The following is an 18481-nucleotide window of genomic DNA, read 5'->3' as shown; positions in this document are numbered from 1 at the left end:
TCCACGCTCGCCGACCGGGCCGCGGCGCGGGGTGCGGATCCGTCGGACCGGGACGATCCGCCCGCTGGACGAACCTGGGGAGGAGCATCCGGAGCGCACCGCCGCCGTGGGTAGTCGCCGCCGGGGACAGGACCCGTCAGGACCCCATGCCGGTCTGCGCCGCGAGCAGCCGGATGTCCGTCGCGATCGTCTGCCAGGCCGAGCCCCGCTGCTGCCGGAGCTCCCCGCCCTCGGCGAGGATGCGGACCTGGGTCGAGGTGTTGCCCGCGGCGATCTGGACCGTGCCCGTCGTCGTGCCGAGCGCCGTGGCGCCTCCGCCGAGGAGGTTCATCGTGACCGCGTCCTCCCCCGTCGAGCCTCGGACGACCGAGACCACGTCGAGCTCGTCCGTCCAGGCCGCGGCGACCGCGGTCCCCAGGGTCGAGCGGAGGACGACCGGCTCGCCGACCGCCACCGGGTCGCCGTCGCGCGAGCGGGTGATGCCGGCCACCAGCACTGTCGCCTGCTGCCCGTCCTGGGCGAGCGCCAGCATCCGGGTGCCGTCGCGGGACACCGCGATCGAGGCGAGCGACTCGACCTCGCTCCAGGCCGTCGCGACCTGCATCGAGCGTGAGCCGTCCGCGGAGTACGCCACCAGCTGCCCGGGCGAGGCCGAGGGCACGGACCAGACGTACCCGAGCGGATCGATGGTCGGCGCGACGAGGCCCGAGCGCGCGTCGAGCAGGACGTCGCCGCCGTCCGGATCCACGAGGCTCACGCCCGCGGTGGTGAGCACGGCGGCGGCCGCGTCGGAGTCGGCCCCGCGCTGCTCGCCGAGCACCGCGGCCCGCGGCTGCAGCGCCTCGATCCGATCCGAGATCCCGAGGCCGGCCAGGCCGGAGGAGCCGAGGAAGCCGAAGGCGTCGTCGGTCAGCACGAGCGGCCGGGTGTCGACGCGGGGCGAGGTCGGCAGCCCGGTGACCTCGGAGGGGACGTCGATCGGGTTCTGCTCGACCGAGAGCGCGACGCCGGTGACGTTGGAGACGTTCGCGAGGCTCCGGTTCAGCTGCAGGGCCATCAGCCGCCACTGCGCCGGATCGGCCTCGAGCGCGGCCGGGTTCAGGTCGACCACGGCCCGCTGCGACTCGACCGGCACGGTCTCGGCCGCCAGCGTCGTCCCGGTCGGGAAGGCCGACACGACGGCGGCGGAGTCCCGCAGCCACGGTGTGGGGCCGCGCAGCAGCTCGGTGACGATCGTGGTGCTGGTGGAGCTGTCGGCGCGCGAGGCGAACCAGCGCAGGTCCGGCACGAGGTACTGGTATCCGGGGTCGAAGAAGTAGAGGGCGTGCGTCGAGAAGACCTGCTCGAACGTGGTGCGGTCGATCACGACACCGCTCGGCGGCGCGCTGATGCGCCACTCGCCGTTCTCCTGGACGAAGCCGTAGTCGAGGGTCAGGCCGGCCGTGGTGGCGAGGTCGGTGTAGACGCCGGTCGCGTCGACTTCGGCGACGGGCGTGATCGTCAGCGAGAGCGTGGAGCCCGACTGCGGCGAGGCGGAGCGCTGGCCCTCGTCGACCGTCACGTGCTCGCCCGGCGTCCAGTCGGCGCCGGTGGAGAGGAACTCCCGGGCGATCTTGTAGTTGCTCTGCGGGCTCGACGCGGCGTCGATGAAGCCGGTGAGGATGTCGCGCTGCGACGCACCGACGGCGGGTCCTGACGGGAGGAAGTCGTACTGGAGGTCCTGCGGCGCGGTGTCGGGCCGTCCGACTCCGACGTCGCCGTCCCTCGGGATGCCGGCGCACCCGGCCAGCCCGAGCGCGAGCAGCGCGGCGGCCGCGGCGGCACGGAGGACGCCGCGCCTCACGGGAGCACCCCCGCGGCCCCGACCGGAGGAGCCTGCAGCGGCGGGAGGACGATCGGCCCGCTGTAGGCCTGCTCGCCCGCGTCGACCGGGGGCAGCGGGAGCGGCGAGGCCTCGATCCGCTCGCCGCGGTGCCGGGGCACGGTGAGGCGGAAGCAGGCGCCGCGGTCCGGCACGGACCAGACCTGCAGCCAGCCGTGGTGCAGGGCCGTGTCCTCCTGCGCGATGGAGAGGCCGAGGCCGGTGCCGCCGAGCGTGCGGCGGCGGGACGGATCGGCGCGCCAGAAGCGGTCGAAGACGCGCACGACCTCCTCGCTGCTCATGCCGTGGCCGTAGTCGCGCACGGCGAGGGCGACCGCGCTGGCGTTGCTGTCGACGGTGACCACGACCTCGCGGCCGTCGCCGTGCTCGATCGCGTTGCCCAGCAGATTGCGGACGATCCGGCGGATGCGGCGCGGATCGAGGTCGGCGTCGAAGTAGCCGCCCGGGGCGGAGAGCGTGAGCCGGGAGCCGTTCGCCTCCGCGATCCCGCGCATCGCCTCGATCTCGTCACCGGCCAGCTTCACCAGGTTGACCGGCTCGAGCTCGAGCTCGGCCGACCCCGCGTCGTGGCGGGAGATCTCGAGCAGGTCGGCGAGGAGGCTCTCGAAGCGGTCGATCTGGCTGTGCAGCAGCTCGACCGTGCGCTCGGCGACCGGGGCGAAGTCCTCGCGCTGGTCGTAGAGCACGTCCCCGGCCAGCTTCATCGTCGTCAGCGGCGTGCGGAGCTCGTGCGAGACGTCCGAGACGAAGCGCTGCTGGACCCGGCTGAGCGTCGCGAGCTCGCTGATCCGGTCCTGCAGGCTGTCCGCCATGCCGTTGAAGGACCGGGCGAGGGTCGCGATCACGTCCTGGCCCCGCTCCGGGATCCGCACGTCGAAGTCGCCGGCGGCGAGGCGCTGGCTCGTCTCTGCCGCGACCCGCACCGGGGCGACGACGATCCGCACGACGACCCAGCTGACCGCTCCGATCAGCAGGATGAGCAGGATCCCCGCCACGTTGAGCACCTGCTGCACGAACTGGAGGGTGCGCTCCGCGTCCGCGAGGGAGTAGCCGATGTACAGCTCGTATCGCCCGGCCGAGCTCGGCAGCTCGAGGGTCGAGCCGACGAGGATGCCCGGCTGCTGCTGACCGGAGGCGTCGAGCGTCACCGACTGCCAGTACTGCCCGTCGGAGCCCGCCTGCACCCGCTCGCGCAGCGCGTCGCTGATCACGCCGTTCTGCAGCTCGCGGTTGTAGATGTCCTGGGGCGCCAGCGACGACGCCTCCTGGTCGGGCGAGCGCACGACGGCGATGAGCGCGGAGGAGGAGGCGTCCCGGACGGCGGTGCGCACCGAGCTCATCACCTCCTCCATGTCCTGGCGGGTGGAGACGGTGGCGGCGTCGAGGTAGCCCTGCGCGGCCCGGGTCGCGCGCGACGTGTCGCCCGTGACCTGCGTCAGCCGCGACTGGAACAGGTTGTCGCTGATGCTGTACGAGAGGTAGACGCCGGTCGAGCCGATGGCGATGCCGCTGAGCAGGACCGTGATCGCGACCGCGCGGAACTGCAGCGACGTGCGCCACACCCCGAGCACGCGGCGGGGCCACCGGCGCACGTCGGGAGCGGCGAGGCGGCGCACGGTCAGCTCGGGAGGACGGCGCCGGCGCGGTAGCCGACGCCGCGCACGGTCATCACGATGCGGGGGTCGTCCGGGTCCTTCTCGACCTTGGCGCGCAGGCGCTGGACGTGCACGTTCACGAGGCGGGTGTCGGCCTTGTAGTGGTAGCCCCAGACCTGCTCGAGCAGCATCTCGCGGGTGAAGACCTGCTGGGGCTTGGAGGCGAGGGCGAGGAGGAGGTCGAACTCGAGCGGGGTCAGGCCGATGCGCGTCTCGCCGCGGCGGACCTCGTGGCCGGCGACGTCGAGGCTCAGGTCGCCGACCTGCAGCACCGCGTTCGCGGCGGCGGTGGCGGGTCGCAGGCGCGTCTTGATCCGCGCGACGAGCTCCTTGGGGTCGAACGGCTTGACCATGTAGTCGTCGGCGCCGGACTCGAGGCCCTGCACCACGTCCGCCGTGTCGGACTTGGCCGTGAGCATGATGACGGGGACGCCGGACTCGCCGCGGATCGCGCGGCACACCTCGATCCCGTCGATCCCGGGCAGCATCAGGTCGAGCAGGACCAGGTCCGGCCGGGCCCGCCGGAAGGCCTCGAGGGCGCCGGAGCCGTCCGCGCAGAAGGAGACGTCGTACCCGTCGGCGCGCAGGACGATGCCGATCATCTCGGCCAGGGCGGCGTCGTCGTCGACCACCAGAATGCGCGCGCTCATCGGTCTGCTCTTCCTCGTCTCGGGTCGCGCCCGCCCACGGCGCGCACGGTGACCCCCCCCAGGCTAACCGACGCACCTCCCCGCGGGCGGGGAGCGGGCTCTGCGGGCGAAGGGGGTCCGCTCGGGGGAGGACCCGGCCCGCAGGCCTGTGACAGCATGGAGGGGATGACCGACGCAGCTCAGTGGCCCCCGCCCGCAGGGCGTCCGGACGACGCGGCCGTCCCGGCGCAGGACGGCGACCGGCGCACGCCGCCGCCCGCTCCCGTCGCCCCGTCCTGGTCGCCCGCGCCGCCGAGCGCAGGTCCCGTACCGCCCGGTCCCGCCGGAGGCTCCTGGACGGCCGGATCCGGCGCCGGCCCCTGGCCGCCCGGTCGCCCCGCTCCCGGCTGGACTCCCCCGCCCAGGCCCGGCCTCGTGCCGCTGCGCCCGCTCGGCTTCGGCACCCTGCTCGGCGCCCCGTTCCAGGTCCTCCGCCGCAGCCCCCGCACGACCCTGGGCGTCGCTCTGCTGGTGCAGGGCCTCGGGTCGGTGCTCGCCCTGGCGGTCTACGGCCTGATCGCGGTGCTCGCCGTCGGGCGCATCGCGCAGGCGGAGTCCGCCGACCGCGACGCCGTCGGCGCGGGGTCCCTCGCGGTCGTGGTCCTGGCCGCCCTCATCCCGCTCGCCGTCTCGCTCGCCAGCGGGGCCCTGGTGCAGGGCGTGGTCGTGCTCGAGGTCACCCGCGGCGTCCTCGGCGAGCGGGCGACCTTCCGACAGCTGCTCGCCCGGCTGCGGGGCCGCTTCTGGGCGCTGATCGGCTGGACGGTCCTGCAGGGCGTCGGCTACCTCCTCCTGGTTCTCCTCGCCGTGGCGCTGGCCGTGCCGCTGTTCGTCATCGGAGCGATGGACGGGACGTCGAGCGCGATCGTCGGCGGGGTCCTGGTGCTCGTCGGCTCCGGCCTGGTCGCCCTCGCGCTGGGCGTCTGGCTGTCGACGAAGCTCGCCCTGGTGCCGAGCCTGATCGTCGTCGAGCGGCTGCCGCTGCGCCGCGCGGTGGCGCGCTCCTGGCGGCTGGTGGCGGGCGGCTTCTGGCGCACCTTCGGCGCGCTCGCGCTGATGACCGTGATCATCCAGGTCGCGGGCCAGATCGTGGCCACACCCTTCAGCCTGCTCATCCCGATCGCCGGCGCCCTGATCGCCCCGACCGATCCGGATGCGCAGCTCGTCACCTCGCTGGTGGTCACGATCGCCTCCGTCGCCGTGGGCTTCGTGATCGGCGCCGTCGGAACGGTGCTCCAGTCGGCCGTGACGGGCCTGGTCTACCTCGACCGCAGGATGCGCCGCGAGGGCTTCGATCTGGTGCTGATGCGCCACGTCGAGGAGCGCGCGGCGGGACGCCCCTCCCCCGATCCCTTCCCCGTGCCGGAGCGCCCGTGATCCTCGCCGCGGCCCCTCTCGAGCCCGACGCGGAGCAGGCGCGCCGCCTCCTCCTCGAGGAGCTCGCCGACCCGCGCTACCGGGCGGCCGAGCCGACCCTCTTCGACCGGGTGGTGCAGGCGGTGCGCGACTGGTTCGCCTCCCTCACGCTGCAGGGCGACGGCCCGCCGGTGCCGATCGCCGCGGTGATCGGCGTGCTGGTCCTCGTGGCGCTCGTGGTCGCGGCGCTCGTCATCGCCGGACGGCCCCGCGCCGGGCGCCGCAGCACCGTCACGGGAGCCGTGCTCGCCGACGACGACACCCGCTCGGCCGCGACCCTCCGCTCGCTCGCCGAGGCCGCGGCCGCCCGCGGGGACTGGGACGAGGCCCTCGTCGAGCGCTTCCGCGCTCTGGTGCGCTCCCTCGACGAGCGGACCGTCCTGCGGGTCTCGCCCGGCACCACCGCGCTCGGCCTGGCGTCGCGCGCCTCCGCCGCCTTCCCCTCCTCCGCCGCCGCGCTGCGCCGCACAGCCGACGACTTCGACCGCGTGCGCTACCTCGGGCAGCCCTGCGGCCCGGCCGAGTACGAGCGGGTCGCGGCACTGGACCGCGAGCTCGCCGCGGCCTCGCCGGTCCTCGACGCCCTGGCGGCACCCCGGTGAGCGCCGACACGGTCTCCAGCCCGACCCTCGGCGCACTGCTGCGCCGCGGACGGGTGTGGGCGCTCCTCCTGGTGATCGTCGCGGTCGGCACTCTGCTGCTCACCGTCGCGACCGGGACCCGGGTGGCCGCTCCGGACCTCGACGTCGACAGCGCGACCCCGGACGGAGCCCGCGCGCTCGCCGAGGTGCTGCGCGATCAGGGCGTCGAGGTCGTCCGCGCCGACGACCTCGACTCCGCTCTCGCCGCTTCGTCCACCGACACGACACTGCTCGTCGACGACCCGGACGTCGCCCTCGACGAGGCCCAGTACCGCCGGCTCGCCCGCGCCTCCGCGTCGCTCGTCCTGGTGACCCCGGGGGGTGCCGCGCTGGACGCCCTGCTGCCGGCCGTCCGCTTCGCCGGCTCCCCGGCCGGCGACGGCCCCTTCCGCGCCGAGTGCCCGCTCCCCGCGGCCGAGCGCGCCGGGACGCTGCCCGCCGGAGGGAGCACCTACCGGATCCTCGACGACGGCGACGCCGTCGGCTGCTTCCCCTCGGGCGACGACGGCTTCCTGCTCGTGAGCACCGGGTTCCCGCAGGGGGCCGAGGTCACCGCGATCGGCGACGCCGACCTCCTCCGCAACGGCACCATCGGCCAGGACGGCCGCGCCGCCCTCGCGCTCGGACTGCTCGGCGGCGAGGACCGGCTGGTCTGGTACCGCGCCGGAGCCGCCGACGCGGCGAGCACCACTCCCGCACCCGCCGACCTCGCCCCCGGCTGGGTCACCCCGGCCCTCCTGCTGCTGGTGGCCGTCTTCGTCGCCTCCGCCATCTGGCGCGGCCGTCGGCTCGGCCCGCTCGCGGTCGAGCCGCTGCCGGTCGTCGTGCACGCCAGCGAGACGGCCCGTGGCCGCGCCCGGCTCTACGCTCGCGGAGCCCTGCGGCCCCGCGCCCTCGATGCGCTGCGCATCGGCACCCTCCGGCGCACGGCCGCGCTCCTGGGACTCGCTCCGGCGACCGGAGTCGACGAGATCGTCGCCGTCGCCGCCGAGCGCCTCGGCCGCGATCCGACCGCGCTGCGCCGGCTGCTCGTCGACGACCTGCCGGGCGACGACGCCGCCCTCGTCGCCGCCTCCGACGAGCTCCTCCGCTTCGAGAGCGCGCTCCGCGCCGCCCTCTCCCCGACGACCGCCCGACGACCGGAAGGCCCCTCCCGATGAGCGACACCACCCCCTCCGCCCGCGACGCAGCGCCGGTCTCCGACGACGACCTGCGTGCCGAGCTCGACCGGGTCCGCGCCGAGGTCGGCCGTGCGGTCGTCGGTCAGGACGGCGCCGTCTCCGGGCTCCTGATCGCCCTGCTCGCGGGCGGGCACGTCCTGCTCGAGGGCGTCCCCGGAGTCGCGAAGACTCTCCTCGTGCGCGCCCTGTCCGTCTCGCTCGGCCTCGACACCCGCCGGGTGCAATTCACGCCGGACCTGATGCCCGGCGACATCACCGGCTCCCTCGTCTACGACGCCTCCACCTCCGGCTTCGCCTTCCGCGAGGGCCCGGTCTTCACGAACCTCCTGCTGGCGGACGAGATCAACCGCACGCCGCCGAAGACCCAGGCCGCGCTCCTCGAGGCGATGGAGGAGCGCCAGGTCAGCGTCGACGGACGCACCCTGCCTCTGCCGGACCCGTTCCTCGTCGCCGCCACCCAGAACCCGGTGGAGTACGAGGGGACCTACGTGCTCCCGGAGGCCCAGCTGGACCGGTTCCTGCTCAAGCTCGTGCTCGACATCCCGCCGCGCGACGTCGAGGTGGAGGTGCTCTCGCGCCACGCCGCCGGGTTCGACCCGCGCGACCTCGACGCCGCGGGCGTGCGCCCTGTGCTCGACGCCGCCCGCCTTCGCGCCGCTCAGGCCTCGGCCCGGCGCGTCGGAGCCGGCCCCGACGTCCTCGGCTACATCGTCGACCTCGCCCGCGCCACCCGTGAGAGCCCGAGCGTCAAGCTCGGCACCAGTCCCCGCGGCTCGACCGCCCTGCTCGCGGCGTCCCGCGCCTGGGCGTGGCTCAACGGATACGGCTCGATCACCCCGGACCACGTGCAGGCGATGGTCCTGCCCGTGCTGCGCCACCGCATCCAGCTGGAGCCGGAGGCGGAGCTCGAGGGCGTCCGCACCGAGGCCGTCCTGGGCGGGATCCTGCAGCAGGTCCGCGTCCCGGTCTGAGCCGTGCACCTCACCGGACGCAGCGTCCTCGTCCTCCTCGTCGGCCTGGTGCCGGTCGTCCTGTTGGGCGGTCGCCCCGAGGTCGCCTTCGCCGTGCTCGGCCTCTGGCTCCTGGCCTGGGCGGCCCTCGTCGGGATCGACGTCGCGGTCGCGGGCTCGCCGCGTGCCGTCGTGCTCGAGCGGCGTGTGCCGGACCGGGTGCGGCTCGGCGAGCGGACCGAGGCGACCCTCCTGGTCACGAGCACCGGCCGCAGGAGGATCACGGGGGTCCTCCGCGACGCCTGGGAGCCCTCGGCCGGCGCCCTCGAGACCCGGTCGTCCCTGCGCCTGCCGCCGGGCGAGCGCCGCGCGGTGACCACGGTCCTGGAGCCGCTCCGCCGCGGCGAGCGCCGGGCGCTCCACGTCACCATCCGCTCCCGCGGGCCGCTCGGGCTGGCGGGCCGCCAGGCGACGCGGGCCGCGCCGGCCGTCGTCCGGGTGCTGCCCGCCTTCCGCTCCCGCCGCCACCTGCCCTCGCGCCTGGCGCGGCTGTGCGAGCTCGAGGGTCGGACCAGCGTGATGATCCGCGGCCAGGGGACGGAGTTCGACAGCCTGCGCGAGTACGTCCGCGGCGACGACGTCCGCTCGCTCGACTGGCGGGCGACCGCCCGGCGCCGGGAGCCGGTCGTCCGCACGTGGCGCCCGGAGCGCGACCGGCGGGTGATCGTCGTGCTCGACACGGGCCGCACCTCCGCCGCCCGGATCGAGGACGAGCCGCGCCTGGACACGGCGATCGAGGCCTCGCTCCTCCTGGCGGCCCTCGCCGCCTCGGCCGGCGACCGGGTCGACGTGCTCGCGTTCGACCGCACCCGGCGAGCCCGCGTGCACGGCGCCACCGGCACGGAGGTGCTGACCCGCGTGGTGGACGCCCTCGCCCCCGTGCAGCCCCAGCTCATCGAGACCGACTGGGCGGCGGTCCCCGCGCAGGTGCGCACCCTGGCCTCGCAGCGCTCGCTGGTGGTGCTGCTCACCGCGCTCGACTCGGTCGGCTCGGCGGAGGGGCTCCTCGCGGTGCTCCCGCAGCTCACCCGCGTGCACACGGTCGTGGTCGCCTGCGCGCTCGACCCCGAGCTGCAGCGGATGGCGGAGGACCGGAGCGACAGAGCCGCGGTCTACTCCGCCGCCGCCGCGGAGCGCTCGCTCGCGGACGTCGACCGGCTCTCGGCCGCCGTCCGCCGCCTCGGCGGGGACGTCGTGCTCGGCAGCCCCTCCGCCCTCCCGCCGGCCCTCGCGGACCGCTACCTCGCGCTCAAGGCGGCCGGACGGCTCTGACCTGCGCGAGCGGCCGTCGTCGGTCCCGAGCGCACCGCGACGACCCCGCTCCGACGAACGCGCTCGTCCGGCCGCGCTCAGCCGACTCCGCTCAGCCGGCCGCGATGCTCCGCGACCCGGCCTCGAACCGGTCGAGATCGCCCGTCTCCCCCGCCCGCACCGCGCGCCCGCCGACGACGATCATGTAGAAGAGGAACGCGCCGAGGGCGAGCGCCCCGATCCCGATCTTGAGCCACCAGGGCCAGGGCGCCGGAGTGACGAACCCCTCGATCACGCCCGAGACGAGCAGCACGAAGACCAGGCCGATCGCCACCGTGAACAGGCTCCGCGCGTCCTCGGCGAGCGCCTGGCCGCGGGTGCGCGCGCCGGGAGCGATCCAGGCCCAGAAGATCCGCAGGCCCGCGGCTGCGGCGACGAACACGGCCGTCAGCTCGAGCTGGCCGTGCGGCGCGATGTAGAGGAAGAACGTGTCGCCCTCCCCCACGTGGAACATCACCGCGATCGACGTGCCGAGGTTCTGCGCGTTCTGCAGCAGGATGTACGGCACGTAGACGCCGACGATCCCGAAGGCCACGCACTGCGCCGCGATCCAGGCGTTGTTGGTCCACACCTGCCCGGCGAACGAGGCGGCGGGGTTCTCGGAGTAGTAGTCGATGAAGTCGCCCCGGGCGAAGCGCCGCAGCTCCTCGTCGTCGCCCAGCGCGGCGAGCAGGCGCGGGTCGCCGAGGATCCAGAGCGCGTAGAGCGTCGCCACCAGAGCGGTCGCGAGGGCGACGGCGAGCGTCAGCCAGCGCAGCCGGTGCAGAGCGGCGGGGAGCGAGAGGACGACGAAGCGGGAGACCGCGGCGAGCGGCTCGTCGCGCGTTCCGGTCAGGCGTCCCCTGGCCCGTGAGAGCGAGACGGCCAGCCGCGTCCCGACGGCCGTCGATCCGGCGGTGGAGGAGATCGCGGCGAGGTCCGCCGAGGCCGCCTGGTAGCGCTCGATCAGCTCGTCCGCCTCGGCTCCGGTCAGGCGGCGCCTGCGCGAGAGCTCGTCGAGGCGGGTCCACTGCGCAGCGCGTGCGGCCGAGAGAGCGTCGATGTCCATCTCCTGACAGGATAGCCAGGCACGCCGCGAGGCCGAGCATCCGGGAGGAGCACCGTGGAGGAGCAGCGGACCGAGTTCGACGACGCCGACCTGGTCACCGGCGAGGCGATCGCGCTCGAGGTGCCCGTCACCTCCTTCGTGCTCCGCGCGGTCGGCGCGATCATCGACCTGATCGCGGAGCTCCTGCTCGCGCTGGGCCTGTTCCTGCTGGTCTCCTCCCTCTCCGGGGACGGCGGCCTCGACCCCGCCGCCTCGGCCGCCGTGGCGATCGCTGCCCTCGTCATCGCCGTGGTGATCGTGCCCGTCACCGTCGAGACGGCCAGTCGCGGCCGCTCGCTCGGGAAGCTGACCGTCGGTGCTCGCGTCGTCCGCGACGACGGCGGCTCCATCGGCTTCCGGCACGCCCTCGTCCGCGGCCTCACCGGCGTCCTCGAGATCCTGATGACCTTCGGCGGGCTCGCCGCCGTCGTCGGCCTCCTCTCGCGCCGGTCGCGCCGGCTCGGCGACGTCCTCGCGGGCACGCACAGCCAGCTCGAGCGCGTCCCCCGCGCGGAGCCGCTGGTCGTCGAGATCCCGGAGCCGCTGCGGGGCTGGGCCGTCACGGCGGACACCGCGCGCCTCCCCGACGCCCTGGCGCGCCGACTGGCGCAGTTCCTCCGCCAGCGCCACGGCATGACGGAGCCCTCGCGCTCGCAGCTCGCCGCCGCACTGGCCGACGAGACCGCCGTCCACGTCTCCCCGCTGCCCGCCGCGCCCGCGGAGGACTTCCTCCTCGCCGTGGCCGCCCTCCGCCGGGCACGGGAGGAGCGCGCCCTGCTCCTGTCCGACCAGCGCCTCGAGCGGCTGGCCCCCGTGCTCTCGAGCACACCGCGCGGCTTCCCCGAACGCCCCTGAGGCGCGCGGCAGCGGCCTAGGCGGGCCCCGCGCCGTAGCGGACGGTCTCCCAGCCGCGCGGGACGAGGAGCCGCCGGTCGTGCTCGGCGCAGAGGTCGTAGCCGTGCGGATCCGGCGCAGGACTCAGCGGCCCGACCGCCACCAGCGAGTCGCGGTAGTCGTAGGTCAGCGTGACGACGGCCTGCGCGCGGCAGCCCGTCCGCGAGCAGTGCCGTCCGGTCATCGCCGCCCACAGTAGCAATAGGCTGGAGCCATGCCCCGTGCTCGTCGTTCCGCCGCTCGCCCGACGAGCGGGTCGCGCGGAGGCTCCCGGGACCGGCACGGCCGCGGCGCACGAGGGCCGATCACCGGTCCGCACCTCCCGCTGCTGCAGACCCGCTCCGACTTCTTCGAGGCGACGATCGGCTCGGCCTTCGACTACCTCCGCGGCACCTGGCCGGAGGAGCTCGCCGGCATCCGGGTCGACGTCGCGGCGACTCCCGACGTCGATCCCGACCGGTTGCAGGGCACGGGCATCGCCCGGTGGCGCGTCGACCACGCCGCGCGCCGCATCACGCTCTACCGCGTGCCGATCGAGCGCCTGGCGAAGCTGCACCGCCGCGACGAGTGGCACCAGCGCATGCTGATCGAGAGCTACGTGTTCCGCGCCGTTGCGGAGCTGCTCGGCCGCGACCCGTGGGACATCTCCCCGGACCGCTACCGGCACCCCTGAGGCGCCGGCACCTTCGCGGCGCCGCCACCACTGGGGTGCCGCCGCCCCGCGTCTCAGTGCGAGTAGACGGTGATCGGCGAGGAGAGCGGTCCCGGCGGCACGATCGTGTACGAGGCGATCCGCCCGTCCCGCGCGATCGAGACCGAGGCCTGCACCGGCTGGGTGCTGCTGACGACCGCGCCGTCGCCGTCCAGCGGAGTCGCGAGAGCCGCGAACGGACCCAGCTCGAGCGTGCGGGTGCCGCCCGGCGACGCGATCTTGACCGAGGCGGTCGAGTCGCTGCCGTTGACCAGGTGCAGTCGCGCGTCGCCCTCGCCCGTGCCGGCGACGCCGAACGGCGTCGTGGTCGCGGTGCCGGAGGCGAACCAGGCGAAGTCCGTCCCGGCCGAGCCGGTCGAGGTCGTCCGCCCCGCCGCGACGATCGGCTGGTCGGCCCGCAGGACGATGCGGTAGGAGCCGTCCGCCAGGCCCGTGAGCGGGACCTCGCCGACGAGACCGGCCGGGACGACGACCTGGGTGGAGGCGCCGGACCCGCTCGGGTCCTCGTTGGTCACCTCGACCGAGACCGTGCTGTCGGCGTCGCCGGGGGTGAGGATGCGCAGCACGGGGCTGCCCGCGCCGCCGCTGCCGTCGTCGCTCGCGGTCTCCGCCGGAGGCGACGTGACGGTGAAGCCGGCGATCACGGCGAGCGTGTCCGGGCCGGCGGAGGGTCCGGTGGTCTCGACGCCCTCCGGGGTGAGGCCGGAGATGGCGCTGCTCTGCAGGCTCGCGGCGACCTCGCCGCCCCGGGCGGTCACGTGCACGACGGGCTGGACGACTCCGGGAGCGAGCCCCGCGAGCGGGAGCGCCCGGACCGCTCCGGCCGGAACGACGACGCCCGTGGCGCCGGTGGCCTGGACGGTGCCGGTCTCGGAGAAGAGCGTGAGGTCGACGGTGGAGGCGACCTCGCTCGGGTTCGCCAGGATCAGCACCGAGGTGCGCCCGACGTCGGTCGAGCCGGCCACGAGCCAGCTGTCGGCCGAGGGCTCGGCGCAGGCGCGGGCCGACAGTCCGGAGAGGGTGTCCGTCCCGATGGCCTGGACGGTGGCTCCGCCCGGGGCGGGGTCGGAGCCCGCGGGCACGCTCAGACCGGTGATGCCGGTGCCCGGTGCGGCGACGTCGTCCTCGTCGAGGACCGTGGGGTCGGAGGTGGAGCCCTCGGGCCGGACCGCGGTCGCCGCGCCGTCGAGGGCGCGCAGCTGCTCCGGCTCTCCGGCGTCGATCAGATCGCCGCCGCAGACCAGCGAGCTGTCGGCCGCGACGGGCGTCACGACGACGCCCTCCGCGGCGCTCGAGACCAGGGGGGACGGGAGGAGCTGGGGCACGACCACGGCGGCCGCGGCGATCACGACTCCGGCCGCGCCCACGGCGCCGCGCAGGGCCGTCCGGCGCCGACGGGCGGCCGACGGGGCGCGATCGGGGGCCGAGGCCGCGGCGCGGTCGGCGCGGAGCTCCGCGCGGGAACGGCGGGCGGAGGACTCGGGCATCTGCTTCTCCTGGTCGGCGGGGTCAGACATCGTCGTTCCCGTCGTCGAACTGGCCGGTGGCTTCGCCCGGCTCGTCGTCGATCCCGGCGACCGCGCCGCTGGAGCGGCCCCGCTCGAGGGAGAGCCCGGTGGGCACCGCCAGCAGGAGCGCGACGACGAAGACGAGGAGGAGGGCGATCGTGTAGGCGATCCCGAAGGGTCCGACCACGCCGGACGGAGCGGCCTCGGTGCGGGTCCCCTCCGTGTCGACGGCCGTCCAGAGGAGCCCGTAGCGGGTGTCGCCGACGGCCGAGAAGGCCGCGTTGCCGTCGAGGGAGACGGCCGCCCGCGCACGCACGGCGGCGGCCGCGTCACCGACCTGGGTGCCGGCCGGCTCGGTCAGCACGACGAAGCGCACGCCGAGGCTCTCGAGCGCAGCGGGGACGTCGTAGCCCGTCCGCGAGACGAGGTTGCCCGCCAGCTCGTCGATCGCGTCCGTGCTCTCGGCGCCGGTGTTCGCGAGGGTCGACTGCTGGTCGAGGGTCGCGCCCGCCCCTCGCTCCAGGCGGGCGAGGACGCCGCCGTCCGCCTGTGGAACGAGCACGATCGTGCCCACCCGCGGGTCGTTCTGGGCCTCGGCCGCCACATAGGCGGGAAGCGAGCGGTCCGACGTGGTCGACACGGAGGTGCCGGCACCGGTCGGGAAGGCCACAGCGAGCGGACCGACCAGTGCTGCTGCGGCGGCCGTGACGACGAGCGCCGGCACCACGCGCACCGAGCGCACGGCGGCGAGCGAGAGCGACGTGCCGATCACCAGGCCGAGCCAGTAGAGGCTGAGACCGGTGCCGCTCCAGACGGAGACCGCTTCGGAGCCGGTGGTCGCGACCTGTACGCCCTGGGCGAGCGAGGCGGTCACCAGACCGGCCGCCGCGACGCCGACTCCGCCGAGGGCCGAGAGGTTGTTCGGGAGGAGGAGGGCGGCCAGCGCCGCGACGACCAGCGGCACGACGAGCACGGCCGTGACCAGCGGGGCGGCGGAGGCACCGATCCCCAGGCCGCCGAGGAACGCGAGCCATCCGTCGGGCGGACCGGCCGGGAAGCCGGCGAGCAGCGCGACGAAGTCCGACTGCGCGGAGGGCAGCGGGACGCCCGGATCGGCGAGGACTCCGAGCCAGTCGCCTCGCGGTGCGCGGGCGACCACCAGCGGGAAGAGCAGGACCGCCGCAGGGATCGGCAGGCCGAGGAAACGGCCGATCCGCCGCCCCGAGGTCGCGACGACGACGAGCCAGATCACCAGGAGCGGCACGGCCAGCACCGGCGCGCACGCCACGACGGCCGCGGCCAGGATCGAGGCGCTCGCGGAGGCGGACCACGAGCGGTACGCGCCGAACCCGGCGAAGAAGAGCCAGGGCAGCAGCACGTGCACCAGCAGGGGGGCGGGGCGTCCGTCGGCCTGCGCGGCGAAGAAGGCCGGGGCGAGGACGTAGACGAGGGCTCCGGCGGCGCGGGCGGTCGCGCGCGGGGTGAGCCGCGCGATCATCAGCCAGGCGCCGAGGGCGGCAGCGGGGAGTGCGACGAGGTAGAGCAGCACCATCGAGTAGCTGGGCGACCAGAACGTCAGCGAGCCGAGCACCGCGAGGACGGCGGCGAACGGGTCCGCCGCGCCGATGAACCCGGATCCGAGATCGCGCCAGCCGTAGGCCGCGTTGCGCCACAGCTCGCCGGCGGTCGGCGAGAGCGTCAGCAGACCGCCGCCGCTGAGCGCGGGAGCGGCGAGGAGCGGCGTGTAGATCACCAGGCCGGCGAGCGCCGCGACGAGGACGACCCACACTCCCCCGCCCTGGAAGAAGTGCAGAGGATGGCGGTCCCGCCCGGCCTGCACGCGCACCGCGTCGTGGCGCACCGAGCGCAGCTGCCGCACCACGTCCAGCGGGATGCGCAGCGGCGCGACGGCCTTCCACCCCACGTTCTTCGACGAGCGCAGCACCGTGCGGGCCCGGAGCACCTTCGTCCCCCCGAAGGCGACGACGAGGGCTGCGAGCAGCTCTCCTCCGACCAGCCCCGGCTGTTTGCGCAGCAGGCGCACGACCGCGCGGCCGATCGCCAGGGGGACGAGCGAGAGCCAGTGCAGGAGGAGGAGCACGACGGGCGCGTAGGCGAGCCGGCGGTGCAGCTGCGCGGTGCGGTGCTGGCGCGTGCGGCGCCGCTCCCCGCTGTCGATGCGGCGGCCGTCGGGGCGCTGCAGCCCGATGCGGGCGGTGGTGACGCGGGCGTCCGGCACACGGCTGACCCGGTGCCCGGCGAGCCGGGTGCGGATCGAGAAGTCGAGGGCGTCGTCCACGACCGGCAGGCCGGGGTCGAAGCCGCCGAGCTCCTCCCAGAGGGAGTGGCGCACGAGCATGCCGCCGGCGGCGACGGCCAGGACGTCGGGCGTGGAGTCGTGCTGGCCCTGGTCGAGCTCGTCCTCGACGAGGTGGACGGTCGTGCCGTGCTTGGTGATCGACTCGCCGTAGCTGCGGATGTAGCCCGAGCGCGTCCAGTCCATGATCTTGGGGCCGGCGACCGCGACGGAGGGGGCGACCTCGACCGCTCCCAGCAGCGCCGCGAGGGCTCCGGGCTCGGGGGCGGAGTCCTGCGCGAGCAGCCACAGCCACTCGTCCTCTCCGGCCGGCGGCTGCATCACGCGGACCGCGCGCGCCACGGCCTGGCCGAAGGGGAGGTGCTCGGCGACCTGCACGAGCTGCGTCGGGCCCCAGGACGCGAGGAGCTCGTCGGTCGAGTCCTTCGAGCCGCCGTCGACGAACACCGTCGCGTCGGGCTGACGGGTCTGCGCCCGCAGGGCCGCGAGGGTTCGTTCCAGATAGGCCGCGCCGTTGCGCGCGACGAGGACGGCGGTGACTCGTGGATACATCGCGGACCACCCTAAGCGATGCCGCCGCGCCGCCCGCCTGCGGCTCGCCGCCCCGTCGAACGGGTCACGGCGAGGAGGTGACTACGCCCGGCGGCGCAGCTTCCGGCGCTCGCGCTCGGACAGGCCGCCCCAGATGCCGAAGCGCTCGTCGTTCTCGAGCGCGTACTCGAGGCACTGCGCCCGGACCTCGCACGACGTGCAGATCTTCTTGGCGTCGCGGGTCGAGCCGCCCTTCTCGGGGAAGAAGGCCTCGGGGTCGGTCTGCGCGCAGAGCGAGTCGACCTGCCAGGAGAGCGCACCCCCCGGCGCCTCGGTCGCGGTGTCGATTCCGGGTCGGACCCCGGGCACGCCCAGGCGGACCGGATCGACGAACCAGTCCTCGGGGACTCCGGAGTGCTGTTCCGGAAGCGTCATGCCGTCTCCTACCCCGCCTGCGAACCGATGATCGGCGGCCGCTCCTCCCGGAGCCGCTGCCTAGGTAATTACAGCGGTGTCATTCGCTCAGGTCAAGTCGCGGACCATAAACCCTCAACCCGCCGTGGAGGGTTCACGACACACCGGCGTGTCGCGAACGTGAGATCCGGTCAGGCGGTCGCGGCGCTCCGTGCGCGCCAGGCGCTCTCCACCATCTCGGCGACGGTGTGCCGCATCTCCCAGCCCAGGTCGCGGGCGGCCGTCTCGCCGGAGGCGACGATGCGGGGCGGATCGCCCGGCCGCCGCGGGACGACCTCGGGCGTGAAGGCGATGCCGGTGCTGTCGGCGATCGCGCGCATGATCTCGCCGACGGAGGCCCCGGATCCGCTGCCCAGGTTGTAGACCGGGTCGATCGGCTCCCCGGCGGCCAGGCGGCGCGCCGCGGCGACGTGCGCGAGCGCCAGGTCGGCGACGTGGATGTAGTCGCGGACGCAGGTGCCGTCCGGCGTCGGGTAGTCGTCGCCGTTGATCCTCGGCGTGCGGCCCTCCAGCAGCGCCTCGAAGACGAGGGGGAAGAGGTTGTGGGGGCTCGTGTCGTAGACGTCCGGGTAGCCGGACCCGACGACGTTGAAGTAGCGCAGGGAGGCGTGCCGGACGCCGTGCGCGCGCCCCGCGTCCGCGAGCAGCCACTCGCCGATCAGCTTCGACTCGCCGTAGGGCGACTCCGGACTCTTGGGGGTGTCCTCGGTGACGATCTCGACGTCGACCGCGCCGTAGACGGCAGCGCTCGAGGAGAAGACGATCGAGGAGACCCCGGCGCGCTCCATCGCCTCCAGCACGCGCAGGGTGCCGGTGACGTTCTGCTCGTAGGTGTGCAGGGGGCGCTGCACCGAGACGCCGGCGTACTTGAACCCGGCGACGTGGACGACGCCCTCGATGTCGTGCTCGGCGAGCACGCGGTCGAGCAGGGCCTCGTCGAGGATCGAGCCCTGATGGAACGGGACGCCCTCGGGCACGAACGACGCGTGCCCCGACGAGAGGTCGTCGAGGACGACGGGGTCGATGCCCTGCTCCGAGAACGCGCGCACCACGTGCGCCCCGATGTACCCGGCTCCCCCGGTGACCAGCCATGCCATGTGGATCCTCCTCGGTGCGGGCCCGCGACTGCGCGCGCCGGAAGACACCCTAGCGGCGGGGATCGACGGGACGGAT

At 75.0% G+C, this 18481-nt stretch carries 16 protein-coding genes; 7 read left to right on the top strand and 9 right to left on the bottom strand.

Translation table 11 applies throughout. From position 1 onward, the window contains the following. Window positions 1-136: 136 nt before the first annotated feature. From C5D44_RS08640 to mtrA, 3 genes are read right to left on the bottom strand one after another with little or no spacing between them, the layout of a single operon-like run. Complete coding sequence (locus C5D44_RS08640; protein ID WP_104275301.1) at window positions 137-1843, bottom strand: LpqB family beta-propeller domain-containing protein; 1707 nt, start codon at window positions 1841-1843, stop codon at window positions 137-139. Beyond that, complete coding sequence (mtrB, locus tag C5D44_RS08635; protein ID WP_258067922.1) at window positions 1840-3498, bottom strand: MtrAB system histidine kinase MtrB; 1659 nt, start codon at window positions 3496-3498, stop codon at window positions 1840-1842. Before mtrB ends, C5D44_RS08640 begins: the two co-directional genes overlap by 4 nt. 2 nt (window positions 3499-3500) lie before the next feature. Then, window positions 3501-4187, bottom strand: coding sequence for an MtrAB system response regulator MtrA (gene mtrA, locus C5D44_RS08630; RefSeq protein WP_104275302.1), 687 nt, complete (start codon window positions 4185-4187; stop codon window positions 3501-3503). A 165-nt stretch (window positions 4188-4352) separates the two neighbouring features. Between mtrA and C5D44_RS08625 the strand changes: the two genes are divergently transcribed. Genes C5D44_RS08625 through C5D44_RS08605 form a run of 5 tightly spaced genes read left to right on the top strand, consistent with a single transcriptional unit; the run spans window position 4353 to window position 9746 of the window. Continuing rightward, window positions 4353-5603, top strand: a complete 1251-nt coding sequence (locus tag C5D44_RS08625; RefSeq protein WP_146088010.1) for a hypothetical protein — start codon at window positions 4353-4355, stop codon at window positions 5601-5603. After that, window positions 5600-6244, top strand: coding sequence for a DUF4129 domain-containing protein (locus tag C5D44_RS08620; RefSeq protein WP_104255252.1), 645 nt, complete (start codon window positions 5600-5602; stop codon window positions 6242-6244). Before C5D44_RS08625 ends, C5D44_RS08620 begins: the two co-directional genes overlap by 4 nt. Further along, the gene (locus C5D44_RS08615) at window positions 6241-7443 is read left to right on the top strand and encodes a DUF4350 domain-containing protein (protein WP_104281404.1); all 1203 of its coding nucleotides are present in this window, start codon (window positions 6241-6243) and stop codon (window positions 7441-7443) included. Before C5D44_RS08620 ends, C5D44_RS08615 begins: the two co-directional genes overlap by 4 nt. Beyond that, entirely contained in the window at window positions 7440-8435 is a 996-nt protein-coding gene (locus tag C5D44_RS08610; RefSeq protein ID WP_104275305.1) for a MoxR family ATPase, read from the top strand. The genes C5D44_RS08615 and C5D44_RS08610 overlap by 4 nt, the downstream gene beginning before the upstream one ends. A gap of 3 nt (window positions 8436-8438) precedes the next feature. Beyond that, a complete protein-coding gene (locus C5D44_RS08605; RefSeq protein ID WP_104281403.1) occupies window positions 8439-9746 on the top strand; it encodes a DUF58 domain-containing protein in 1308 nt (435 codons plus the stop codon). 91 nt (window positions 9747-9837) lie between these two features. Here C5D44_RS08605 and C5D44_RS08600 read toward each other — a convergent pair whose 3' ends face one another. Further along, on the bottom strand, window positions 9838-10833 hold the full coding sequence (locus C5D44_RS08600; RefSeq protein ID WP_104275307.1) for a stage II sporulation protein M: 996 nt from the start codon (window positions 10831-10833) through the stop codon (window positions 9838-9840). A gap of 54 nt (window positions 10834-10887) precedes the next feature. Here C5D44_RS08600 and C5D44_RS08595 point away from each other — a divergent pair, with 54 nt between their 5' ends. Further along, window positions 10888-11727 carry an RDD family protein gene (locus tag C5D44_RS08595; RefSeq protein WP_104224140.1) on the top strand — a complete coding sequence of 280 codons (840 nt, stop codon included), beginning with the start codon at window positions 10888-10890 and terminating at the stop codon, window positions 11725-11727. Window positions 11728-11743: 16 nt separating this feature from the next. On the opposite strand, the gene C5D44_RS08590 is transcribed toward C5D44_RS08595, so the two are convergent. Continuing rightward, window positions 11744-11950, bottom strand: coding sequence for a DUF3499 family protein (locus tag C5D44_RS08590; RefSeq protein ID WP_104224141.1), 207 nt, complete (start codon window positions 11948-11950; stop codon window positions 11744-11746). 30 nt (window positions 11951-11980) lie between these two features. On the opposite strand from C5D44_RS08590, the gene C5D44_RS08585 reads away from it, so the two are divergent. Then, entirely contained in the window at window positions 11981-12439 is a 459-nt protein-coding gene (locus tag C5D44_RS08585) for a metallopeptidase family protein (RefSeq protein WP_104224142.1), read from the top strand. A 53-nt stretch (window positions 12440-12492) separates the two neighbouring features. Here the strand turns inward: C5D44_RS08585 and C5D44_RS08580 are convergent, their stop codons facing one another. From C5D44_RS08580 to galE, 4 genes are all read right to left on the bottom strand, one after another. Beyond that, the gene (locus C5D44_RS08580; RefSeq protein WP_146088009.1) at window positions 12493-13995 is read right to left on the bottom strand and encodes a DUF5719 family protein; all 1503 of its coding nucleotides are present in this window, start codon (window positions 13993-13995) and stop codon (window positions 12493-12495) included. Then, window positions 13988-16855, bottom strand: coding sequence for a glycosyltransferase family 2 protein (locus C5D44_RS08575; protein ID WP_104281401.1), 2868 nt, complete (start codon window positions 16853-16855; stop codon window positions 13988-13990). Before C5D44_RS08575 ends, C5D44_RS08580 begins: the two co-directional genes overlap by 8 nt. An 81-nt stretch (window positions 16856-16936) precedes the next feature. Next, entirely contained in the window at window positions 16937-17269 is a 333-nt protein-coding gene (locus C5D44_RS08570) for a WhiB family transcriptional regulator (protein ID WP_104224145.1), read from the bottom strand. 170 nt (window positions 17270-17439) lie between these two features. After that, entirely contained in the window at window positions 17440-18405 is a 966-nt protein-coding gene (galE, locus tag C5D44_RS08565) for a UDP-glucose 4-epimerase GalE (RefSeq protein ID WP_104281400.1), read from the bottom strand. Window positions 18406-18481: the final 76 nt, after the last annotated feature.

It is taken from the genome of Rathayibacter sp. AY1B5 (assembly GCF_002932795.1).
In the GTDB taxonomy this organism is placed as follows: Bacteria; Actinomycetota; Actinomycetes; order Actinomycetales; family Microbacteriaceae; genus Rathayibacter.
This window is presented reverse-complemented; position numbering and strand designations above follow the sequence as displayed.